The sequence below is a fragment of the Nonomuraea sp. NPDC059194 genome, assembly GCF_042754765.1.
GTDB lineage: Bacteria > Actinomycetota > Actinomycetes > Streptosporangiales > Streptosporangiaceae > Nonomuraea.
This window is the reverse complement of the sequence record NZ_JBHZBH010000015.1, coordinates 145,668-163,545: the sequence shown is the minus strand read 5'-3', so window position 1 is coordinate 163,545 and position 17,878 is coordinate 145,668. Positions and strand designations below refer to the sequence as shown.

Here is a 17,878-nt window from a genome sequence, read left to right as displayed (position 1 = left end):
CACGTGACGCTGTGGGTGTACGTCATGGACGGCCGGCGCCTCACCGGTCTGAGCCGCTCGGCGGGGCGAGGATCCCCGCGAGCTCGGCCCGGGAGCTCACCCCCAGCTTGGGGAAGATCCGGTGCAGGTGGGTGCCGACGGTCCGGTGCGACAGGTACAGCCGCTGCCCGATCTCCCTGTTCGTCAGCCCCTCGGCGGCCAGCAGCGCGATGCCGAGCTCGTGCGGGGTCAGCTTCTCCCGCGCGTCCGGCCCCCGGTTCGGGCTCGACTCCCCCGCGCCGCGCAACTCCCGCCGTGCCCGCTCGCCCCACGCGGCCATGCCGAGCGCGTCGAACGTCTCCCTGGCCGTGCGCAGGTGCGTGCGGGACTCCACCGCCCTGCGATGCCGCCGCAGCCACTCGCCGAACGCCAGATGGACGCGCCCGCGTTCCGCGGGCCACCCGGTCAGATCCGCCTGCAGCGCGGCCGTGAACAGCTTCTCCGCCTCCTCTTTCGGCGCGAGTACGGCACGCGCGTAACGCAACCCGATGTGCAACGCCGGCGACGGTGTCGAGGCGGCCAACGGCTCCAGGTCGCGCAGGACGTCCCGCATCGCGTCGGCCTGCCCGGCGCGCACCGCGGCCTCGGTGAGCTCGGCGAGGAAGTAGGCGCGCAGGGCCAGCTGGTAGGCGGGGTCCGCGGGATCGAGCACCCTGCTCAGGGCGCCGAACGCGTCGTCGAAACGCCCCTCGCTCAGCGCCGTGAGCCCGCGCGTGAGCTGGACGGTGGCCAGGACCGGCCGGGCACCCGCGGCGAGCCCGACCCGTTCGGCCTCGTCGGCGAGTGTTTCGGCGGCCTCGTGGTCGCCTCTCAGCGCGGCGATCTCCGCCTGTACGGCCACGGCCAGCCCGTGGACGAACGGCTGGCCGGTCTCCAGGGCGAACGCGGCGGCCTCGGCCGCGACCGGCACGGCCGCGGCCAGGTCGCCGAGCCGGGTCAGGCTCCATGCCTGAACGGCCAGCGCCCTGGGCAGCAGCCCGAGCCTGCCCTGGGCACGCAGTCCTGGCGCGGCCGCCGCGGAGAGGCGGGCGGCCAGGTCGAACGCCCCGACCTGCAGCGCGGCGCTGCCCAGATAACGATCGACCTCCGGGTCGGCTCCCGCGCTGCCGACCAGGCCGCGCAGCCCGTCGATCACGACGGTCCCGCGCTCGAACGGCGCGACATAGGCGGCGACCGCGACCCTGTGCGGATCGTCGTCCCGAAGAGGCAGCCGGTCGGCCACGCCCAGCAGCGAACGGCGGGCGTCCTGGCCGGGTTCGGACCAGAAGCAGCGCATGGCCGCGCCCCACACGATGCGGACGGCCTGCTCCACGTGCCCGTCGGCGGCGACCGACGCGGCCAGCTCGGCCAGCTCCGCGACGCGAGAGACGTCCTCGCGCACGCCGTCCTCGAAGCCGCTGAGCAACCAGCCGGCGGTGGCGCGCCGGCGCGGCGAGAGGTCGAGGGCCCGCGCGTCGCGCACCAGCCGCTCGGCCGTGTCGCGGCGGCCTGATTCGACCGCAAGCTCGGCCGCTCGCAGCAGCCTGACCGCCTTCCGGTCCTGCCCGTCGCTCAGCCGGGCCGCCTGCTCCAGCGCCGCGACCGCGGCGGCGACCCCGCCCCGGCGCAGGGCCCGCTCCGCCGCGCGATCCAGTTCGGCCGCCACGTCCTCGTCGGCCCCGACCGTCGCGGCGGCCCGATGCCAGGCCCGCCGTTCCGGCTGGTCGGGCAGCGTCTCGACGAGAGCCAGGTGGGCCTGCCGGCGTTCGGCGAGCGTCGAGGCCCCCGGGATGGCCGAGCGCATCAGGGGGTGGCGGAAGGTCACCGCGTCGATGGCGAGCTCGATCAGCCGGGCCTCGACGGCCGGTTCGAGGATCTCCGGCTCGGCCGTCGATCCCAGGACCAGGCCGGTGGCCGCGAGCGTTTCGGCGAGCGCGTCGCTCTGGTTGAGCGCCGCGACCAGCAGCGCCGTGCGGGCCTGCGCCGGCAGCGCGGCCACCCGGGCCGTGAACGCGCGCTCAAGGCGATCGCTCATCGGCAGTTCACCCGGATCGAGGTCGCCCATGGCGGTCGGCAGCTCGGTCAGCGCCAGCGGGTTGCCCGCCGCCTGCTGGAGCAGCCGCGCCCGGACCTGCGGGGTGAGATGGGGTGCGATCGAGTCCAGGAGCTCGGCGGCGACCTCGTCGGAGAGCCGATCGACGGGCAACGGGGACAGCCCGGCGTCCTGCACGGGCGAGCACTCGCCCTCCCTGAGGGTCGCGATCACGACGATGGGCTCGGACTCGATCCGGCGCGCCACGAAGGCCAGGACGTCCGCGCTGGCGCGGTCGAGCCAGTGCACGTCCTCGGCGACGACCAGCAGCGGCCGGGCGGCGGCCTCCGCTGCCAGCTCGGCCAGCAGGGTCAGTACGGCCAGGCCAACGAGGTAGGCGCTGGGCTCGGTCGCGTCGGCGAGGCCCAGCGCGCTCCGCAGGGCCGCTCGCTGCGGTGCCGGCAGCGCGTCCACCCCTGCCCTGACCGGGTACAGCAGCTGGTGCAGCCCGGCGTAGGCGAGGTTCCGCTCGGCCTCCACGCCCGTCGTCGTCAGCACGCGCAGGCCCGCGGCCGACGCCGCGCTGACGGCCTCCGCCACGAGCGCGGACTTCCCGATGCCGATCTCGCCGTGGATGAGAACGCCGCCGCGCTCCCCCGGTCCGTCGACGAGCTCGGCCAGGGCCTTCAGCTCGGCTTCCCGTCCGACAAGCGGCATGATGCGGCACTCCTCCCTCCGTGCGGGCCTGACCGACCGGTGTATACCGGGCCGTCAATGCTTTGTCCATCAGATGAATGCGCGCCGGAGCTAGGTTTTTCGCGATCTGGAGGGCGGACTTCGCGCCACGGCGGCGCGCCATGCCTTCGCGCCCGCATCCCCCGCGCGAAGAGGACCCCTCACGAGCTCAACGGGGCTCGAATGCGGAAAATAACCAAGAGGACATCGATGAGACGCATTGCCATGCTGATAGCGGCGGCGGCCGTACCGCTCGCCGCGCTGATCCCACAGGCGGCGACCGCCGCGGTCGGCGCCGACAAGCCCACGTGTGCGTCGATACCCGTCGCCGCTCCGGCGGGCGCGACGATCGAGTCGGTGAAGGCCGAGCATCACGCGGGCGGAACCGTGACCTTCCCGCCCACGCCGTTCTCGGCTCCGGCTCCCATCACCGACGTGCCACCGTACTGCGAGATCACCGTCACCCTCACCCACGTCGGCGCGAACGACCGCGTCAAGGTGGCGGTGGCGCTGCCGGAGACCGGGTGGACGGGCCGGCTGCAGGCCGTCGGCGGGAGCGCCTACACCGCCGGTGACTTCGGCGCGCCGCTGGTCCAGGCCGTCAAGGACGGCTACAGCGGCGTGACGACCGACGCCGGGGTGCCGCTGACCTTCCTCGACACCAGTTGGGCGCTGACCGCCGACGGCACGGTCGACAAGCCGCTGGTGACCAACTTCGCGACCCGTTCCGTGCACGAGGCGGCGCTGATCGGCAAGGAGGTGACCAGGAAGTTCTACGACCGGGCGGTCTCGTACGCGTACTGGAACGGCTGCTCGACCGGAGGGCGCCAGGGCTACGCCGAGGCCCAGAACCACCCCGGCGACTTCGACGGCATCCTGGCCAACGCCCCGGCCGTCCAGTGGGCGCAGTTCGCGGTCGCGACCCTCTGGCCGCAGATCGTGATGAACCAGGAGCGCGACTTCCCCAGCGCCTGCGTCTTCAACGCCTTCCGGCAGGCCGCGATCAAGGCCTGCGACCCGCACGACGGCGTCACCAACGGCATCGTCGACCGCCCCGACAGGTGCGGCTACGACCCGCGCACCCTCGTGGGCAAGAAGGTGGTCTGCGACGGCGAGGAGATCACCGTGACCGCCGCGAACGCCAAGGTCATGCGCAAGATCTGGGCCGGTCCGACCGATGAGCGCGGCCGGAGGCTGTGGGCGGGCCTGCCGAAGGGGGCCGATCCCGGGTGGCTGGCCGGAACGAAGGCCGACGAGAACGGCGAGTTGTCCGCGCCCGGCTTCCCGGTGGCCGTGGGCTGGGTGCAGACGTTCCTGAAGAAGCAGCCGGGGTTCGACACCTCGACGATCACCTACAGCGAGTTCGCCGAGCTGTTCCGCCAGTCGGTGAAGGAGTACGACGACGTCATCGGCACGTCGGACCCTGACCTCTCGGAGTTCCGGCGCTCCGGCGGGAAGCTGCTCACCTATGTGGGCACCGACGACCAGCTGATCCCGCCGGGCGGCACGCTGTCCTACCGCCAGCGGGTGGAACGCGAGATGGGCGGCGCGAAGCGGGTCGACGACTTCTACCGCCTGTTCCTCGCCCCCGGCGTGGAGCACTGCGGCGGCGGCTCGGGCCCGGCTCCGAAGGACCCGCTGGGCGCGCTGGTCGACTGGGTCGAGCGCGGCAAGGCCCCGGCCACCCTCGCGGCCACGGCGACCGACGCCTCCGGCAGGACCCTGACGCGCGACCTGTGCCCGTACCCGCAGGTCTCGCGGTACCGGGGACACGGTGACCCCTCGGTGGCCGCGAGCTACCGCTGCGCACACCGCTAGACATATATGCCCGGTATAGGCAGCTGCCGATCGTTCGTAGACACGGCCCCTTTCCGCCGCTCCTACGCTCCCGGGCATGTCCGACACTGAGGCCGTGGCCGTCACCGAGACCCGCCTCATCCACGAGTTCCACCGCCGTGCCACGACCTTGCTGTGCGAGGCCGTGGCACGGCCGTCCGTGCTCGCCGTCCTGTCCGGCGCCACGGAGGGCCGAGCGGTGACACTCCGACTCGCAGTGCCCTTCGTCGATCCCGCCGCGCTGCTGGCGTAGGCGCGGCGCGCGGATGCCGGGCCGTACGGCAGGATCGGCGAGCCGGACCGGATCGTGTACGACAACCCCGAGCCCATGGTCATGCTCGCCGCGATGGCGGCGCTTCCCCCGGGGAACGCGGCGGCGCTGCTGCGCTACTACGCGTTCGCGCCCGAGCTCGCCGCGCAGGCCCTTGCAGGGGATGGCGACCACGGCCACGCGGATCAGGGAGGCCGTCGCCGCGTATCGGGAGATCGGCGCGAACGAGGTGATGCTCAGCTGCTGGTCCCGATGACATCGAGCAGGTCGACCGGCTGGCGGACCTGCTGGCGTGACCGTCTCCGTCGTGGGGCGCCCTGGCCGGAACGCGGCCAGGGCACCCGCCGTCCTCAGTCGAGCGCCTTGAGGGTTCGCGTGACCTCGTCGAGGGTGTCAGCGAGCTCGACCGGCCGGGACAGGAAGGGGGAATGGCCGCCGGGAAGGTGCCGGACCTCGTCGGCTATCGACAGCTGCCGCTTCACGAACAGCTCGGGCAGGCTTCTGTCGTCGTCGCAGACGATCAGGGCCGAAGGGATGGTCCGCCACGACGCCCGTGTCTGCTCGTCGGTGAAGGCCCGAGCGCTCTGTGGCCTGATCTGCGCGACGGCCTGGTCGGCCCACTCCGCGGGAACATCGTGGTAGAAGGCCTCCCGCACCGGTTCCGGGGGCGGCACGATGGTCGTTTCCGGCTGGAACCACGGGCCTCCGAGGGGCGTGATCACCGCCTCGCCGACCTCCAGCATGTGCGCCGCGAGGTAGACGAGCCGCTTGACGTTCGGAAGGGTCTCGGCGACCTCGGTGACCGGGACACCACCGTAGGAGTGCGCGAGCACCGTGACGGGGCTGTCGATGGTCTCGAGATGCTCCCGCACCGCCCGCGCGTCGTCGTACATCCCCATGTCCGGATCGCCCGACGTGCTCGGCAGGTCGACCGTCGACGTGGTCCAACCGCGGCTCTCCAGCTCGGGTACGAGCCGGTCCCAGCACCAGGGCCCGTGCCAGGCACCGTGCACGAGCACCAGCGTCGTGGTGTCTTTCTTCTCCATACCTGGTCAGGTTGCCAGGGTGACCTATACGAACCGCAGACAGGGTTAATATGGACTGACAGGTCCAATTGAAGGGGTTGTCATGCGGTCGCTGACGCGCAAGGGAGCCGCGACGCGGCAGCGCATTCTCGAGGGCGCGGCCACCCACATTCGCGAGTACGGCGTGGCCGCCACGACCCTCGACGACATCCTGGCCAGGACGGCGACGAGCAAGAGCCAGCTGTTCCACTACTTTCCCGGCGGGCGGGAGGAACTGCTGCTGGCCGTGGCCCGCCACGAGGCCGACCGGGTGCTGGAGGACCAGCAACCCCAGCTCGGCGACCTCACCTCCTGGCCCGCCTGGCGGCTGTGGCGCGACACGGTCGTCGACCGCTATCGCCGCCAGGGCCGCCTGTGCCCGCTCAACTCCGTCATGTCACAGCTGGGCGGCAGCACCCCCGCCGCCCAGGCCGTGGTCACCGAGCTGATGCGCCGCTGGCAGGCCGAGATCGCCGCCGGCGTACGGCACATGCAGGACGCCGGCGAGATCGACCCAGGCCTCGACGCAGACCGCGCGGCGGCGGCCCTGCTCGCCGGCATCCAGGGCGGCGTGGTGATCCAGATGTCCACCGGACAGACCACGCATCTGGAGGCCGCCCTGGACCTGGGTATCGCCCACCTGCGCGACAGCGCTGTTCAGACTCATAACACCTGACCGAAGCAGGCGAGAGCGACGGCCAGCACGAGGACGGCCACCGACAACGCCCTCAGCAGATTCGAGATGTGCGACACGTCGGCGGGATCTCAGGCGGCGACGGTCGCCCGGATGGTGACCGGGATGTTGCCGCGGGTGGCCTTGGAGTAGGGGCAGATCTGGTGGGCGGCCGCGCCGAGCTCCTCGGCGGTCTGCTCGTCGACGCCGCCCAGCTCGAGGTTGAGGACGGCGCCGAGGCCGAACTCGCCGTCGTCGCCGTGGTTCAGGGTCACCTCGGCCGTGATGCTCGTGCTCTTCAGCGTCACCTTGCGCTGCGCCGCCGCCCTCCTGACCGCGCCGAGGAAGCAGGCGGCCCAACCGGCGGCGAACAGCTGCTCGGGGTTCGTGGCTCCACCGGCTCCGCCCAGCTCCTTGGGAATGGCGAGGGCGGTGTCGAGGAGACCGTCGTCGGCCGCGACGCGGCCTCCGTTGCGGCCCTCTCCTGTCACGGTGACGACGGCGGTGTAGCTGGCAGCCATGGCGGTTCCTTCCTGATGGGCTCGAACGGGCGTCACCCGTCTAACTGGTGACGATATTTGCCCATCAATCGTCACCTGTCAAGGTGGTGACTTTGGACTTGACAGTCCATTTTTGGCCACGCAAGGTGAAGGGACCGCATGACGAACGGAGTGACACCCTCATGTCTCTTGACCACTACTACCTGCTCGGACGTTCCGGCCTGCGCGTCAGCCGACTTGCCCTGGGCACGATGAACTTCGGAACCGGCGGCTTCCACGCCGCGTACGGCAAGACCGAGGACGAGGCTCGGCCCATCTTCCGTCGCTACCTCGAAGCCGGCGGGAACTTCATCGACACCGCCGACTTCTACACCGCCGGCGAGAGCGAGACCATCCTCGGCAACCTCATCGCGGAAGCCAAGGTGCGCGACAGGGTGGTGCTCACCACCAAGTTCACCAACAGCGTCGACCCCGGAGACCCGAACGCGGGCGGCAACGGCCGCAAGCACATGATCCGAGCGGTCGAGGCATCACTGCGCCGCCTGCGCACCGACTACATCGACCTGTTCCTGCTGCACACCTGGGACCGGATCACTCCCGTCGAGGAGGTCATGCGAACCTTCGACGACCTCACCAGGGCCGGGAAGATCCGCTACGCGGGCCTGTCCGACGTGCCCAGCTGGTACGCGGCGCGAGCCCAGACCTACGCCGAGGCGCACTCCCTCGAACCGGTGGTCAGCCTGCAACTGCCGTACTCCCTCATCGACCGGACGATCGAACTGGAGCACGTCGCGATGGGGCAGACGCTGGGGCTCGGCATCACCGCGTGGAGCCCGCTCGGCGGCGGCTTCCTGACCGGCAAGTACCGGTCTGCCGACCAGGGCCTGGCAGGGGACGGCAGGCTCAGCGGCGCGGGCTCGCCCGGACGCTCATGGACGGAGCGGGAGTGGCGGCTGCTGGCGACCCTCGAGAGCGTCGCCGACCAGCTCGGAGTGACGATGGCGCAGGTAGCGGTCAACTGGGTCGCCACCCAGCCCGGGGTCGCCTCGGCGATCATCGGGGCGAGCAGCACCGACCAGCTCGACGCCAACCTGTCCGCACTCGACGTCGAACTGCCGGCCGACCTACGCGCCCGGCTCGACGAGGCGAGCGCCGTGCCGCCCCAGTCGGTCTACCAGATGTTCACGCCCGCCTATCAGAGCTGGCTGGTCAGTCCTGGCGTCAAGGTCGGCGACAAGCCGATCGAGTACGCCCCGGCCGTGCAGAACTGGACACCTGAGCAAATCTGACGGAAGTCTTACGGCCACCCGTCTCCGCTCGCTGATCTCGAATCATGGTGTGCCTGATTTATGAGAAAGCGGCCCGCCCATCGCGCGACGGGTGTGGCGGGCCTGGCCGCCGCGCCGTACGCGCGGGACGGCTGGGAGAAGGCCCTCGGGGTCGCGGGTCGTCGGCGACGTGCATGACGTGACGTGGCGATCGGGGTCGTGGTGCTGAGCCGGTTCACCCGGTGCCGGTCCACCGCATGAGGTTCTGCAGCAGCTCGGCCTGCTCGATGGCGTCGTCCAGGGCATTGTGCGTGTGGGGTTTGGCGGACAGCAGGTGGCTCGGCATGTTGCGCTTCGTCGAACGGGTGATGGGGGTGGACGCCCTGGCCGCGTACAGGGTCTTCATGTCCAGACACCGCGAGTGGCCGAACGGCGAGCCCTTGTCCGCGAACCGCATGAAATACCAGTACATCCACATCCAGTCGTAACCCAATGGGTAGGCCACGAACACCGGTGTCGCGTTGGCTTCGGCGGCGAGGCCGGTGATCCAGGCGGCGGCGGCGTTCATCGCGTCCGCCGGGTCCTGTCCGTGGCGGGTCAGCGAGGCCCGGTCCAGGCCGCTGACGGCCAGCGCCTCCGGATCGAAGGTCTCGCTGATCGGCTGAAGTTCGGCGTAGAAGGTGTCCTTGGTCGGGTCCGCGGCCTCGAAGGCGGTGCCGTCGAAGGCGCCGGCGACGGCCAGCCCGAAGCTCAGCATCGAATACGGGCCGGGGATCGGCCCGTCGGCTTCGACGTCAGCGGAGAAGTACAGGTCAGGCTTGGCCATGGTCTCGTTTCGTGGTCGGGGCGGGGTGTGCGCATCACCCCCGCACACACCTAATTTTCACGATCTTGACACCTTTGTCACGCCGATGCCTAACATGTATGTATAGAGGCGATCGACCCCCGTCGCAGTGGAGGCACCCCCATGCCGCCGTGGTACGCACGCGAGCCGTCCCCCGAGTGGCCGGGTCCGCAGATCGACGTCGAAGTCGACCGCGCTCGGCTGAAGGCGATCGGCGCCGCGATGCAGGCGGAACCGGACGCGGAGGCCCAGCAGTATCTGGAGCTCGGCGGCGAGGGCGGGCTCGGCGGGCTTCCGGCCCGCTTCGGCTGGCTCCTGCTGGACGACTTCACCGAATGGTCGTGGTGGGCGTCGCTGCAGGCCGTACGGACGGCGCTCATCACGATCGACGGAGCGCTCAAGCGGGGCGCCATGGACATCCGCCACAGTTACAGTGACCTCGGCGGCCTGCTGTTCGCCACCGGAGTGAACTACGACAGGGCCGTCGAACTGCTCGACGTGAACAGCGCGCTGCTGGACCGGTCGGTCAACGGCATGGGGCTGCGCCACACGATCGTCGAGACCAAGCAGCCGTGGCAGGACGAGGACGTCTCCGGATACGACGTGTCGTACGTCAAGCAGTGCCTCGAATCCGTCGATCCGATGCGGCTCGCCGCCCAGGGAACGCTCTGCGCCGACCTCGCGGCATGGTTCACCGAGTTCCAGGGAACCGTCGAGGGCCAGGCCCGCGAGCTGGCGAGTGCCTGGACGGGACAGACCTCCGAGCACGCCCTCGAAGGCATGCGCAAGGTCCACGCCGCCGGTGGAGCCCTGGCCCACGCGAGCGGGCAGACCGGCGAGACGATCACCTGGCTCGCCGGGATGCTCCAGCAGTACCAGCTGGATTTCGAGAGCGCCGTCGGGCTCGGCGACTGGGAGTTCGACGACGTGCTGCTGCCCTCGGGGGGCGTGCACGACCGGGCCCGCGACTTCCTGCGGGAGCTGAACGGCCGGCTCGCCACCGCGCACAGCATGCTGCCCTCGGAGATCGAGACCCTGCTGCCCGGCATCGTCGGCGGCTCGGGGGCGCTGGGCCGGCACGGGGAGGACGGGCTCGGCGACGACAGCGCCTACTGGGGGTTCCTGGAGCTCGACTTCGAGCAGCAGCGCGCGGAGGCCGCGCACGACGGCGAGCGGGCGGCCACCGGGGGTTTCGGCTACTTCATGCCGCCGGTCGGCATGCCCATGGGCGCGCCTACGGCCGGCGGTGCGGCGGCGTCCTCCCCCGGGGGTCGCCGGGCGAGCCCGCCCAGCCGCCCGGCGGGCCCGTTCACGATCGAGGCGACGTACGGCCATCAGCCGGGCCGGGATCGTGATCGGCCACTTCCGCCCCGAGAGCCACGAGAGCCACGCGAACACGGCGAGGGCTATCGGCGCGGCCACCACGATGACCTCATCGCCCGCGTGCCGGGGAGCCGAGGCGGGCCGGAAGACAACCGCGAGCCGGAAGGCGAGCGCAAGCCGGGGCGCTCGGATGCCGGAGAAGCGGGCCCGGACCTCACGCCTGGGCAGCCCGATGCAGCGGAGACGCCGACCGAACAGGTCGCGGACGCGGGGAACGCACAGCAGGCCCCACCGGCCACCGGACCAACGGAGCCCCAGGACGCGTACGCGGGGAACGCGCAGGAGATCCCACCGGCCACCGGACCAACGGAGCCCCAGGGCACGGACGCGGGGAACGCGCAGGAGATCCCACCGGCCACCGGGTCCGGGGAGCCCCAGGGCACGGACGCGGGGAACGCGCAGGAGATCCCACCGGCCACCGGACCAACGGAGCCCCAGGGCACGGACGCGGGGAACGCGCAGGAGATCCCACCGGCCGCCGGGTCCGGGGAGCCCCAGGGCGCAGGCCGTGTGCCGGGTCAGGGGGTGGCCGGTGACCAGGACGCGGGAGCCGCCCCCGGTGCCCAGGACGCGGGGGTCGCCCCTGGTGGCGAAGACGCCGGGGCCGCCCATCGTTCCTGAGCCGGGGATGATGTCTGAAACCCGCCAGACGGCCTGACATCCAGCCTGGTTGACTCTCCCCATGACGACACTTCATGACAAGGCGCTGTTGTTCCGTTCGCTACACGTCCCCGGCAGCCCGCTGCTGCTCGCCAACGCGTGGGACGCGGCCAGCGCGCGCATCGTCGAGGCCGCGGGCGCGCCCGCCGTCGCCACCACCAGCGCCGGGGTGGCCTGGAGCCTGGGCGCCGCCGACGGGGACCGGCTGGGAGCCGACCTCGCCCTCGGCCTGATCGCCCGGGTGGCGGCGGCCGTGGACGTTCCGGTCACCGCCGACATCGAGAGCGGCTTCGCCGACGATCCCGAGGGCGTCGGGCGGACGGTGCGCGGCGTGCTGGAGGCGGGCGCCGTGGGGGTCAACCTGGAGGACGCCCACCACGGCGGCCCCTCTCCGCTGCGGCCGGTCGAGGACCAGGTGGTACGGCTGGCGGCCGCCCGCGCGGCGGCGGACGAGGCGGGGATCCCGCTGTTCGTCAACGCCCGCGTCGACACCTACCTGGGCGGCTCGGCCGACCTGGGCGAGACGCTGGAGCGCGTCGCCGCGTACGTCGAGGCGGGGGCCGACGGCGTCTTCGTGCCGGGGCTGCTCGACCTGCGAGCGATCACGACGGTGGTGGAGAAGGCGGGCGTGCCGGTGAACGTGCTCGTGGGTCCCGGCGCACCCGACGTGGCGGCGCTGGCCGGGTGCGGGGTGGCCAGGATCAGCCTGGGTTCCGCCGTCGCCCAGGCGGCCTATGCCGTGGCCAGGCGGGCGGCGGTCGAGCTGTACAGCACGGGCACCTATGCGGCGGTGGCCGACGAGCTGGCCTATTCCGAGGTGAACGCCCTGCTGAGCGGCCGCCCATAGGGAGCGAACCCGGGGGCCGGGCGCATCACGGGTGGGCGGTGAAGCGGCCGAAGCCGCCCTGGTGGTACAGCAGCGGCCGCCCCGGATGGTGGACCTCGGCCTCCGCCACCAGGCCCACGACCAGGACGTGGTCGCCCACGTCCACCCTCTCGTACGGCAGGCAGATCAGGTGCGCGGAGACGTCCGACAGCAACGGCGCCCCCAGCTCTCCCGGCCGCCACCTGGTCGGTTCGGCGAACTTGTCGATGCCCTTGCGGGCGAACCGTACCGCGAGCTCCGACTGGTCGCTGGTCAGCACGTTGACCGCGAAGTGGTCGGCCGTCGCCAGCCACGGCCAGGTGGTGGAGGCCCTGTCCACGTAGAACGACACGAGCGGCGGGTCGAGGCTCACCGACGTGAACGAGGTGGCCGTCAGCCCGACCGGCACTCCCCCGTTCTGCGCGGTGATCACCACGACGCCCGAGGCGTGGACGGCCAGCGCCCGCCTGAACCGGTCGCCGTCCACGGAGCGGTCGGGCAGGGAGCGGTCGGGCAGGGAGCGGTCGGGCACCGAGCGGTCGGGCAGGGTGGCGGTCACGAGGCCACCACCGAGGCGGCGGTGCCGTACGACAAAACGTTGGTCATGGGTTGTGTCCTCACGAAAGCTGGAACGATCGGCTTCGTGATCAGCGACACTGCGCGCTGGCGACGTGTCCGTGGTCCACGTGCGGGCGCCTGGTCAGGTGGTGGCCCTGCCTCATACCCGCGAACCTACGCGATGACGCGCCACAAGTAAATACCCATTGACCTTGTAGGCATTTAGGGGAAGTCTGGGGCGGCCAGCTGGTGGCCGCCCCAGACATCACGTCACGCGGCCTCGACCCACACCGGACGCCAGTCGGGCAGCTCGTGGTAGCGGCGCAGCTCCGCCAGCCCCGACAGCCAGCCGCCCCAGCCCGCGTGCGGCGGGCGAGCCTCGTCGAAGCCCGACTGGACGAACGTGAGCGTGGTCTTGCCGTCCGACTCGGCCAGCTCCCAGCTGGCGATCCCGATCCCGCCCCAGTCGACCGTCATCGCGCGGCCCTCGACCAGGTCGACGACCTTGGCGGGCTCGGGGTTGTTGTCGAAGCCGCCCATGGCCCAGCGGCCGCCGACGAAGGGCTCGATCTCGATGAGGTAGCCGAACCAGCGGGTGGCCTCCTCGCCGTTGATCAGCGAGCGGTAGACGTCGGACATGGGGGCGTCGATGACGATCTCCTCCCGCATCGTGGCGGAGGTGTAGTCGACCTTGGACGTGAGCTCGCGGCCCTCGACGTGGTCGACGAGGTTGGCCAGCGACAGGCACCAGTACGTCTGCAGGACGCCCCTGATGCTGGCCCCGGTGATGACGTCCTGGAAGTCGAAGTGGCTCTGCTTCAGGGTGACGATCGTTGAGTCGGCGCTCTCCTCCTCGACGGAGAGCTCGGTGGTGGTGGCCTCGCCGTCGAGCGTCCACTCCAGACGCAGGCTGTGGTCGTCGGCGTGCAGCACGCGCTGGTGCGGCGCGTCGCCCTCGGGGGTGTAGCGGCCCCAGAACTCGAAGCGGTGCGGCAGATCGACCTCGGCGCGCTCGGCCAGCCACGTGCGCAGCGACTCGGGGTCGGTCAGCGCGTGCCACACGCGCTTGGCGGGGGCGGCGACGCGGACACGGAGGATCATCGGCTCAGTCATCGGTCTCTCCCTTGGGGTAGCAGGCCACGGCCAGTTTGAAGGCGTCGCCCTCGGCGCCGCCGTATCGGGTGAAGAGCTCCTGCAATGCGTCACGCAGGTCGTTCATGAACTCCTGGCGCTGCTCGGGCGGCACCCTGATCTCGCCGGAGACGCCGACGGAGGGCAGCTCGGGCCGGTTGCGGCCCAGCGCGGCGATGTCCGCCTGGACCGTCTCCATCAGGTCGAGCAGGTAGCCGAGCGACAGCTCGTCCTGCGTCTTCCTCAGGCCGATCCGCCCGACGAGGCGGGGTGAGAGCCAGTAAGAGCGGGCAGTGGCCTGATAGATGCCTTCGCTGATGCCGCGCACCTTGCGCTCGGACACCTGCTCGACCAGGCCCGCCTCCACCAGCTTCTTGACGTGGTAGTAGACGCGTTGCGGGGTCTGGGAGAGCTGGGCGGCGACCTCGGTGCAGGTGCGCGGCTCGGCCAGGTGCCGCAGCACCTCGATGCGCTGCGGCTTGAGCAGGGCCTCGGCCTGCTCGATCTGTTCCAGGTACAGGACGTCTCTCATCGCAAAAACAGTATTGTACGTAAAAACTGAGTTTGTCAATGGCCGCGCTGGCAGACTCCCTGGCATGGACACCGTGGTACTGACAGGAGCGGCGGGACTGGTGGGCGCGGCGGTGCGCGGGGCGCTGCGGGAGGTGGCGGCCAGGCTGGTGCTGGTCGACCGGAGGCCGCTGACCCCGCAGGCGCCCGGCGAGGAGGTACGGCAGGCCGACCTGGACAGCCCCGAGACGGTGATCGACATCGCCAGGGGCGCCGACGCGATCGTCCACCTGGCGGGCGTGCCCGACGAGGCGCCGCTGCCCGACCTGCTGGAAGGCAACGTGCTGGGCACGCACCACGTACTCGAGGCCGCCAGACGCTCGGGCGTGCCACGGGTCGTGCTGGCCAGCAGCAACCGGCTGACCGGCTGCTATCCCTCCAGCGTGACCGTCTCCCCCGAACTGCCGCCCCGCCCCGACGGCCTGTACGGCGTGAGCAAGGTCGCCGTCGAGGCCCTCGGCAGGCTGTACGCCGACAAGTTCGGCCTGGAGGTGGTGTGCCTGCGCATCGGCAGCCTCGAACCCGAGCCCGCCGACGAGCGCCAGCTGTCGACCTGGCTCAGCCCCCGAGACTGCGCGGGCTTCTTCGTCGACGCGCTGACCAGGAAGGACGTCGGCTTCCGCACGCTCTACGCGGTCTCGGCCAACACCCGCCGCTTCTGGGAGCTGAGCGACGGCTACCAGCCGCAGGACGACGCCGAGGCGTACGCGGGCCGTCTGCCTGACGAGGGCGGCCCCGCCCTCCAGGGCGGCGCCTACGCCGACCCCGCATACACCCTCCGCCACCTGGCCTGAGTACGCAAACCCGCGTATTTCCCCTGCTGTCGCGGCCCGCAATACTTCGGCAGGTGGCAAAACTCGGGAGGAACTTCAACACGCTGTGGGCGGCCGCCACCGTCTCCAACATCGGCGACGGCATCGCGGCCGCCGCCGCGCCGCTGCTCGTGGCCTCGATCACCGACGATCCCGTCCTGGTCGGGATGGCGGTCTTCGTCCAGCAGTTGCCGTGGCTGTTCTTCTCGCTGATCAGCGGCGTCTTCGTGGACCGCCTCGACCGCAGGCGGCTGACCGTCGTCGTCAACGTCGTGCGCTGCCTGGTCGTCGGCCTGCTGGCCCTCGCCGTGGCGCAGGACCTGGCGACGATCCCCGTCGTCTACGCCGCCGGATTCCTGCTCGGCACCTGCGAGACCCTTGGCGACAACGCGTTCGGCGCGCTCGTCCCGACGGTCGTGGCGCCCGACGACCTCCCCCGCGCCAACGCCCGCATGGGGACCGTCTTCTTCGCCGTCAACCGCTTCGCCGCGCCACCCGTGGGCGCGGCCCTGTTCGTGGCCGCCGCGGCGCTGCCGTTCGGCGTCAACGCCGTCACCTTCGCGCTGGCCGCCGTCCTGCTGTCCACGATGCGAGGCGTACGGCACGCCGCTCCCGCGGTCCGCCGCAGCGTGCGCGCCGACATCGCCGAAGGCGTGCGCTGGCTCTGGCGCAACGGCGCGATCAGGATGCTCGCCATCGCGCTGTGCCTGATGAACATCACGCTCATGGCCGGCTTCTCGATCCTCGTGCTCTACAGCCGCGACAGGCTCGGGCTCGACGAGTACGGCTACGGCGCCCTCATCACGGCCTCGGCGGTCGGTTCGCTCGCGGGCGCCGCCCTCGCCCCTCGCCTCCAGTCGCGACTGTCCGACTCCCTCCTGCTCCGCGTGGGCCTGGTCATCGAGACGCTGACGCACGTCGGGCTGGCGCTGGCCACGACGGTGTGGGTGGCCGGGCCCGTCCTGGTGGCCTTCGGCGTCCACGGTTCGGTGCTCGGCGCGGTCATCACGACGCTGCGCCAGCGGACCGTGCCCGACGAACTGCGCGGCAGGGTCCAGAGCGTGTACCTGATGTTCGCCATCGGCGGCTCGGCGGTCGGCTCGCTGGTGGGCGGGCCTGTCGCCCGATGGCTCGGCATCACCGGACCCTTCTGGCTGTCGGCGGTGGCGATGACCGTCCTCACCGCCGTGGCATGGCGACCCTTCGGCCGCCGTCTCGTGGGGCGCGAGCCCGTGACTCAGCTCCTCGCGGGGGATTCCCGGTAAATTCTTTGCGTGTTCGCGACGTAACGCTCTGTAGCCATTAGGGTCGGGGGCATGCTTGCCCTCATCGCCGCAGTGGCGGCTGCCGTCGCCGTGGTCGCGCTCGCCGCGTTCCTGTTCAGGAAGCTCGGCACCGAGGACCGCGACCCCGGCGGCCCGTCCTCCGGTCATGCGGGCGCGATGCTGTCGGCGCTGTTCCTCCTGGTGTTCGCGATCGCCATCATCGTGCCGTGGACGACGGCCGACGCCGCCCGCCAGAACACCTTCGCCGAGGGCCAGGCCGCGGTCGAGACCTACTGGGCCGCAGGCGACCTGCCCGAAACCGACAAGGTGTGGGTACGGCAGAGCCTGCGCGACTACGTCCGGTTCGTCGTGCGCGACGAATGGCCGCTGATGGCGGAGGGCCGGATGTCGCCCGAGGGCGGGGCCCGGCTCGACGCGCTGCGGACCAGGGTCGACGCCGCCAAGCTCGACGACGACACCAAGGCTCTCGTGCAGGACAAGGTCGAGGAGCTGTCGGCGGCGCGCAGCCGCAGGGCCGCCGACGCGGGCACCACGCCCCCGGCCGGGCTGCTCCAACTGACCGTGCTGACGGGCGTCGTCGTCATCGTCTTCCCGTTCCTTGCGGGGGCCAGGCCCCGCGGGCTGACGCTGGTGCCGCTGATGACGATGGCGGCGATGCTCGGCGTCGGCATCTACCTGACCTGGGACATCTCACACGCCTTCGCGGGGGCGCTGGCGGTGGGGCCTGACGCGTTGCAGGCCGTGCTGCAGGAGTTCCAGCGGATCGCGGGGAGCGCGTGAGGGCGGCGGCGCTGCTGGCGGGAGCGGTCCTCTGCCTCGGCGCGGCCCTTCCCGCCGACCCCGGGCCGGGGCATTCCGAGGTGGAGGTGGGCGTCCAGGTGAAGGCGCAGGATCCCGATGACGGCGCGGTCGAGGTGAACGTGTCGGTCGGGGTGTGCCTCAGCGTGGCCGGCCTGGTGGTCGAGGTGGGCGAGTGCGGTCCGCCACCACCGGAGCCGCCCGCACCCCCCAAGCCCACGCCGGAACCCAAGCCCACGCCGAAACCTCAGCCACCCCCCGCGCCCAGCCCGCCGACCAGGCCCGCACCACGGCCGCAACCGGTGCAGCCCGCACGGGCGCAACCGGCGGTCACGACGCCCGAGGCCACGCCGACGCCCTCGAAGCCGCCCGTCCCGAAGCGCGCCCAGGCGCGGCAGGAGGAGCCGAAGCCGCAGCGCCGCAACCCGATGCGTTCGGTGCTGTTCCTGGTCGTGCTGACCACCGTCATCGCCTCCACCACCGCGGTCGCGTTCGGCTCGATCAGATGACAGGCCGTCAGATGACAGGCGGCCTCTCCCTGGCAGGCGGTCGGACGACGGGCAACCCCGAGACG

At 71.5% G+C, this 17,878-nt stretch carries 17 protein-coding genes; 10 read left to right on the top strand and 7 right to left on the bottom strand.

The annotated features are described in order from the left end of the window. Nucleotides 1-40: 40 nt before the first annotated feature. Nucleotides 41-2,767, bottom strand: coding sequence for an ATP-binding protein (locus ACFXJ8_RS20255; RefSeq protein ID WP_379645451.1), 2,727 nt, complete (start codon nucleotides 2,765-2,767; stop codon nucleotides 41-43). A gap of 228 nt (nucleotides 2,768-2,995) precedes the next feature. Here ACFXJ8_RS20255 and ACFXJ8_RS20250 point away from each other — a divergent pair, with 228 nt between their 5' ends. Both ACFXJ8_RS20250 and ACFXJ8_RS20245 read left to right on the top strand, forming a co-directional pair. Then, nucleotides 2,996-4,603, top strand: coding sequence for a tannase/feruloyl esterase family alpha/beta hydrolase (locus tag ACFXJ8_RS20250; RefSeq protein ID WP_379645450.1), 1,608 nt, complete (start codon nucleotides 2,996-2,998; stop codon nucleotides 4,601-4,603). Between the two features lie 76 nt (nucleotides 4,604-4,679). Next, nucleotides 4,680-4,874, top strand: coding sequence for a hypothetical protein (locus ACFXJ8_RS20245; RefSeq protein ID WP_379645449.1), 195 nt, complete (start codon nucleotides 4,680-4,682; stop codon nucleotides 4,872-4,874). Nucleotides 4,875-5,242: 368 nt separating this feature from the next. Here ACFXJ8_RS20245 and ACFXJ8_RS20240 read toward each other — a convergent pair whose 3' ends face one another. Next, nucleotides 5,243-5,938 (bottom strand): alpha/beta hydrolase, encoded by a 696-nt coding sequence (locus ACFXJ8_RS20240; RefSeq protein ID WP_379645448.1) that lies wholly within the window; start codon nucleotides 5,936-5,938, stop codon nucleotides 5,243-5,245. Between the two features lie 82 nt (nucleotides 5,939-6,020). Here ACFXJ8_RS20240 and ACFXJ8_RS20235 point away from each other — a divergent pair, with 82 nt between their 5' ends. Continuing rightward, nucleotides 6,021-6,632, top strand: coding sequence for a TetR/AcrR family transcriptional regulator (locus tag ACFXJ8_RS20235; RefSeq protein ID WP_379645447.1), 612 nt, complete (start codon nucleotides 6,021-6,023; stop codon nucleotides 6,630-6,632). 89 nt (nucleotides 6,633-6,721) lie between these two features. Here ACFXJ8_RS20235 and ACFXJ8_RS20230 read toward each other — a convergent pair whose 3' ends face one another. Then, nucleotides 6,722-7,150: an organic hydroperoxide resistance protein gene (locus ACFXJ8_RS20230; protein ID WP_379645446.1), complete on the bottom strand. Its 429-nt coding sequence runs from the start codon at nucleotides 7,148-7,150 to the stop codon at nucleotides 6,722-6,724. 161 nt (nucleotides 7,151-7,311) lie between these two features. Between ACFXJ8_RS20230 and ACFXJ8_RS20225 the strand changes: the two genes are divergently transcribed. Continuing rightward, nucleotides 7,312-8,418 (top strand): aldo/keto reductase, encoded by a 1,107-nt coding sequence (locus ACFXJ8_RS20225; protein WP_379645445.1) that lies wholly within the window; start codon nucleotides 7,312-7,314, stop codon nucleotides 8,416-8,418. Nucleotides 8,419-8,632: 214 nt separating this feature from the next. On the opposite strand, the gene ACFXJ8_RS20220 is transcribed toward ACFXJ8_RS20225, so the two are convergent. Next, a complete protein-coding gene (locus ACFXJ8_RS20220) occupies nucleotides 8,633-9,223 on the bottom strand; it encodes an exonuclease (RefSeq protein ID WP_379645444.1) in 591 nt (196 codons plus the stop codon). 141 nt (nucleotides 9,224-9,364) lie between these two features. Here ACFXJ8_RS20220 and ACFXJ8_RS20215 point away from each other — a divergent pair, with 141 nt between their 5' ends. Continuing rightward, nucleotides 9,365-11,245 (top strand): hypothetical protein, encoded by a 1,881-nt coding sequence (locus ACFXJ8_RS20215; protein WP_379645443.1) that lies wholly within the window; start codon nucleotides 9,365-9,367, stop codon nucleotides 11,243-11,245. A 61-nt stretch (nucleotides 11,246-11,306) separates the two neighbouring features. Further along, the gene (locus ACFXJ8_RS20210; protein WP_379645442.1) at nucleotides 11,307-12,131 is read left to right on the top strand and encodes an isocitrate lyase/phosphoenolpyruvate mutase family protein; all 825 of its coding nucleotides are present in this window, start codon (nucleotides 11,307-11,309) and stop codon (nucleotides 12,129-12,131) included. A gap of 25 nt (nucleotides 12,132-12,156) precedes the next feature. On the opposite strand, the gene ACFXJ8_RS20205 is transcribed toward ACFXJ8_RS20210, so the two are convergent. The 3 genes from ACFXJ8_RS20205 to ACFXJ8_RS20195 form a co-directional block, all read right to left on the bottom strand. Next, complete coding sequence (locus ACFXJ8_RS20205) at nucleotides 12,157-12,666, bottom strand: flavin reductase family protein (RefSeq protein WP_379645468.1); 510 nt, start codon at nucleotides 12,664-12,666, stop codon at nucleotides 12,157-12,159. Between the two features lie 311 nt (nucleotides 12,667-12,977). Continuing rightward, nucleotides 12,978-13,820, bottom strand: a complete 843-nt coding sequence (locus ACFXJ8_RS20200; protein ID WP_379645441.1) for an SRPBCC family protein — start codon at nucleotides 13,818-13,820, stop codon at nucleotides 12,978-12,980. After that, on the bottom strand, nucleotides 13,813-14,370 hold the full coding sequence (locus ACFXJ8_RS20195) for a helix-turn-helix domain-containing protein (protein ID WP_379645440.1): 558 nt from the start codon (nucleotides 14,368-14,370) through the stop codon (nucleotides 13,813-13,815). The genes ACFXJ8_RS20200 and ACFXJ8_RS20195 overlap by 8 nt, the downstream gene beginning before the upstream one ends. A gap of 64 nt (nucleotides 14,371-14,434) precedes the next feature. Here ACFXJ8_RS20195 and ACFXJ8_RS20190 point away from each other — a divergent pair, with 64 nt between their 5' ends. From ACFXJ8_RS20190 to ACFXJ8_RS20175, 4 genes are read left to right on the top strand one after another with little or no spacing between them, the layout of a single operon-like run. Then, nucleotides 14,435-15,202 carry an NAD-dependent epimerase/dehydratase family protein gene (locus ACFXJ8_RS20190; RefSeq protein WP_379645439.1) on the top strand — a complete coding sequence of 256 codons (768 nt, stop codon included), beginning with the start codon at nucleotides 14,435-14,437 and terminating at the stop codon, nucleotides 15,200-15,202. A 53-nt stretch (nucleotides 15,203-15,255) separates the two neighbouring features. Beyond that, complete coding sequence (locus tag ACFXJ8_RS20185) at nucleotides 15,256-16,485, top strand: MFS transporter (RefSeq protein WP_379645438.1); 1,230 nt, start codon at nucleotides 15,256-15,258, stop codon at nucleotides 16,483-16,485. 51 nt (nucleotides 16,486-16,536) lie between these two features. Further along, nucleotides 16,537-17,286: a hypothetical protein gene (locus ACFXJ8_RS20180; protein WP_379645437.1), complete on the top strand. Its 750-nt coding sequence runs from the start codon at nucleotides 16,537-16,539 to the stop codon at nucleotides 17,284-17,286. After that, on the top strand, nucleotides 17,283-17,813 hold the full coding sequence (locus ACFXJ8_RS20175) for a hypothetical protein (RefSeq protein ID WP_379645436.1): 531 nt from the start codon (nucleotides 17,283-17,285) through the stop codon (nucleotides 17,811-17,813). Before ACFXJ8_RS20180 ends, ACFXJ8_RS20175 begins: the two co-directional genes overlap by 4 nt. Nucleotides 17,814-17,878: the final 65 nt, after the last annotated feature.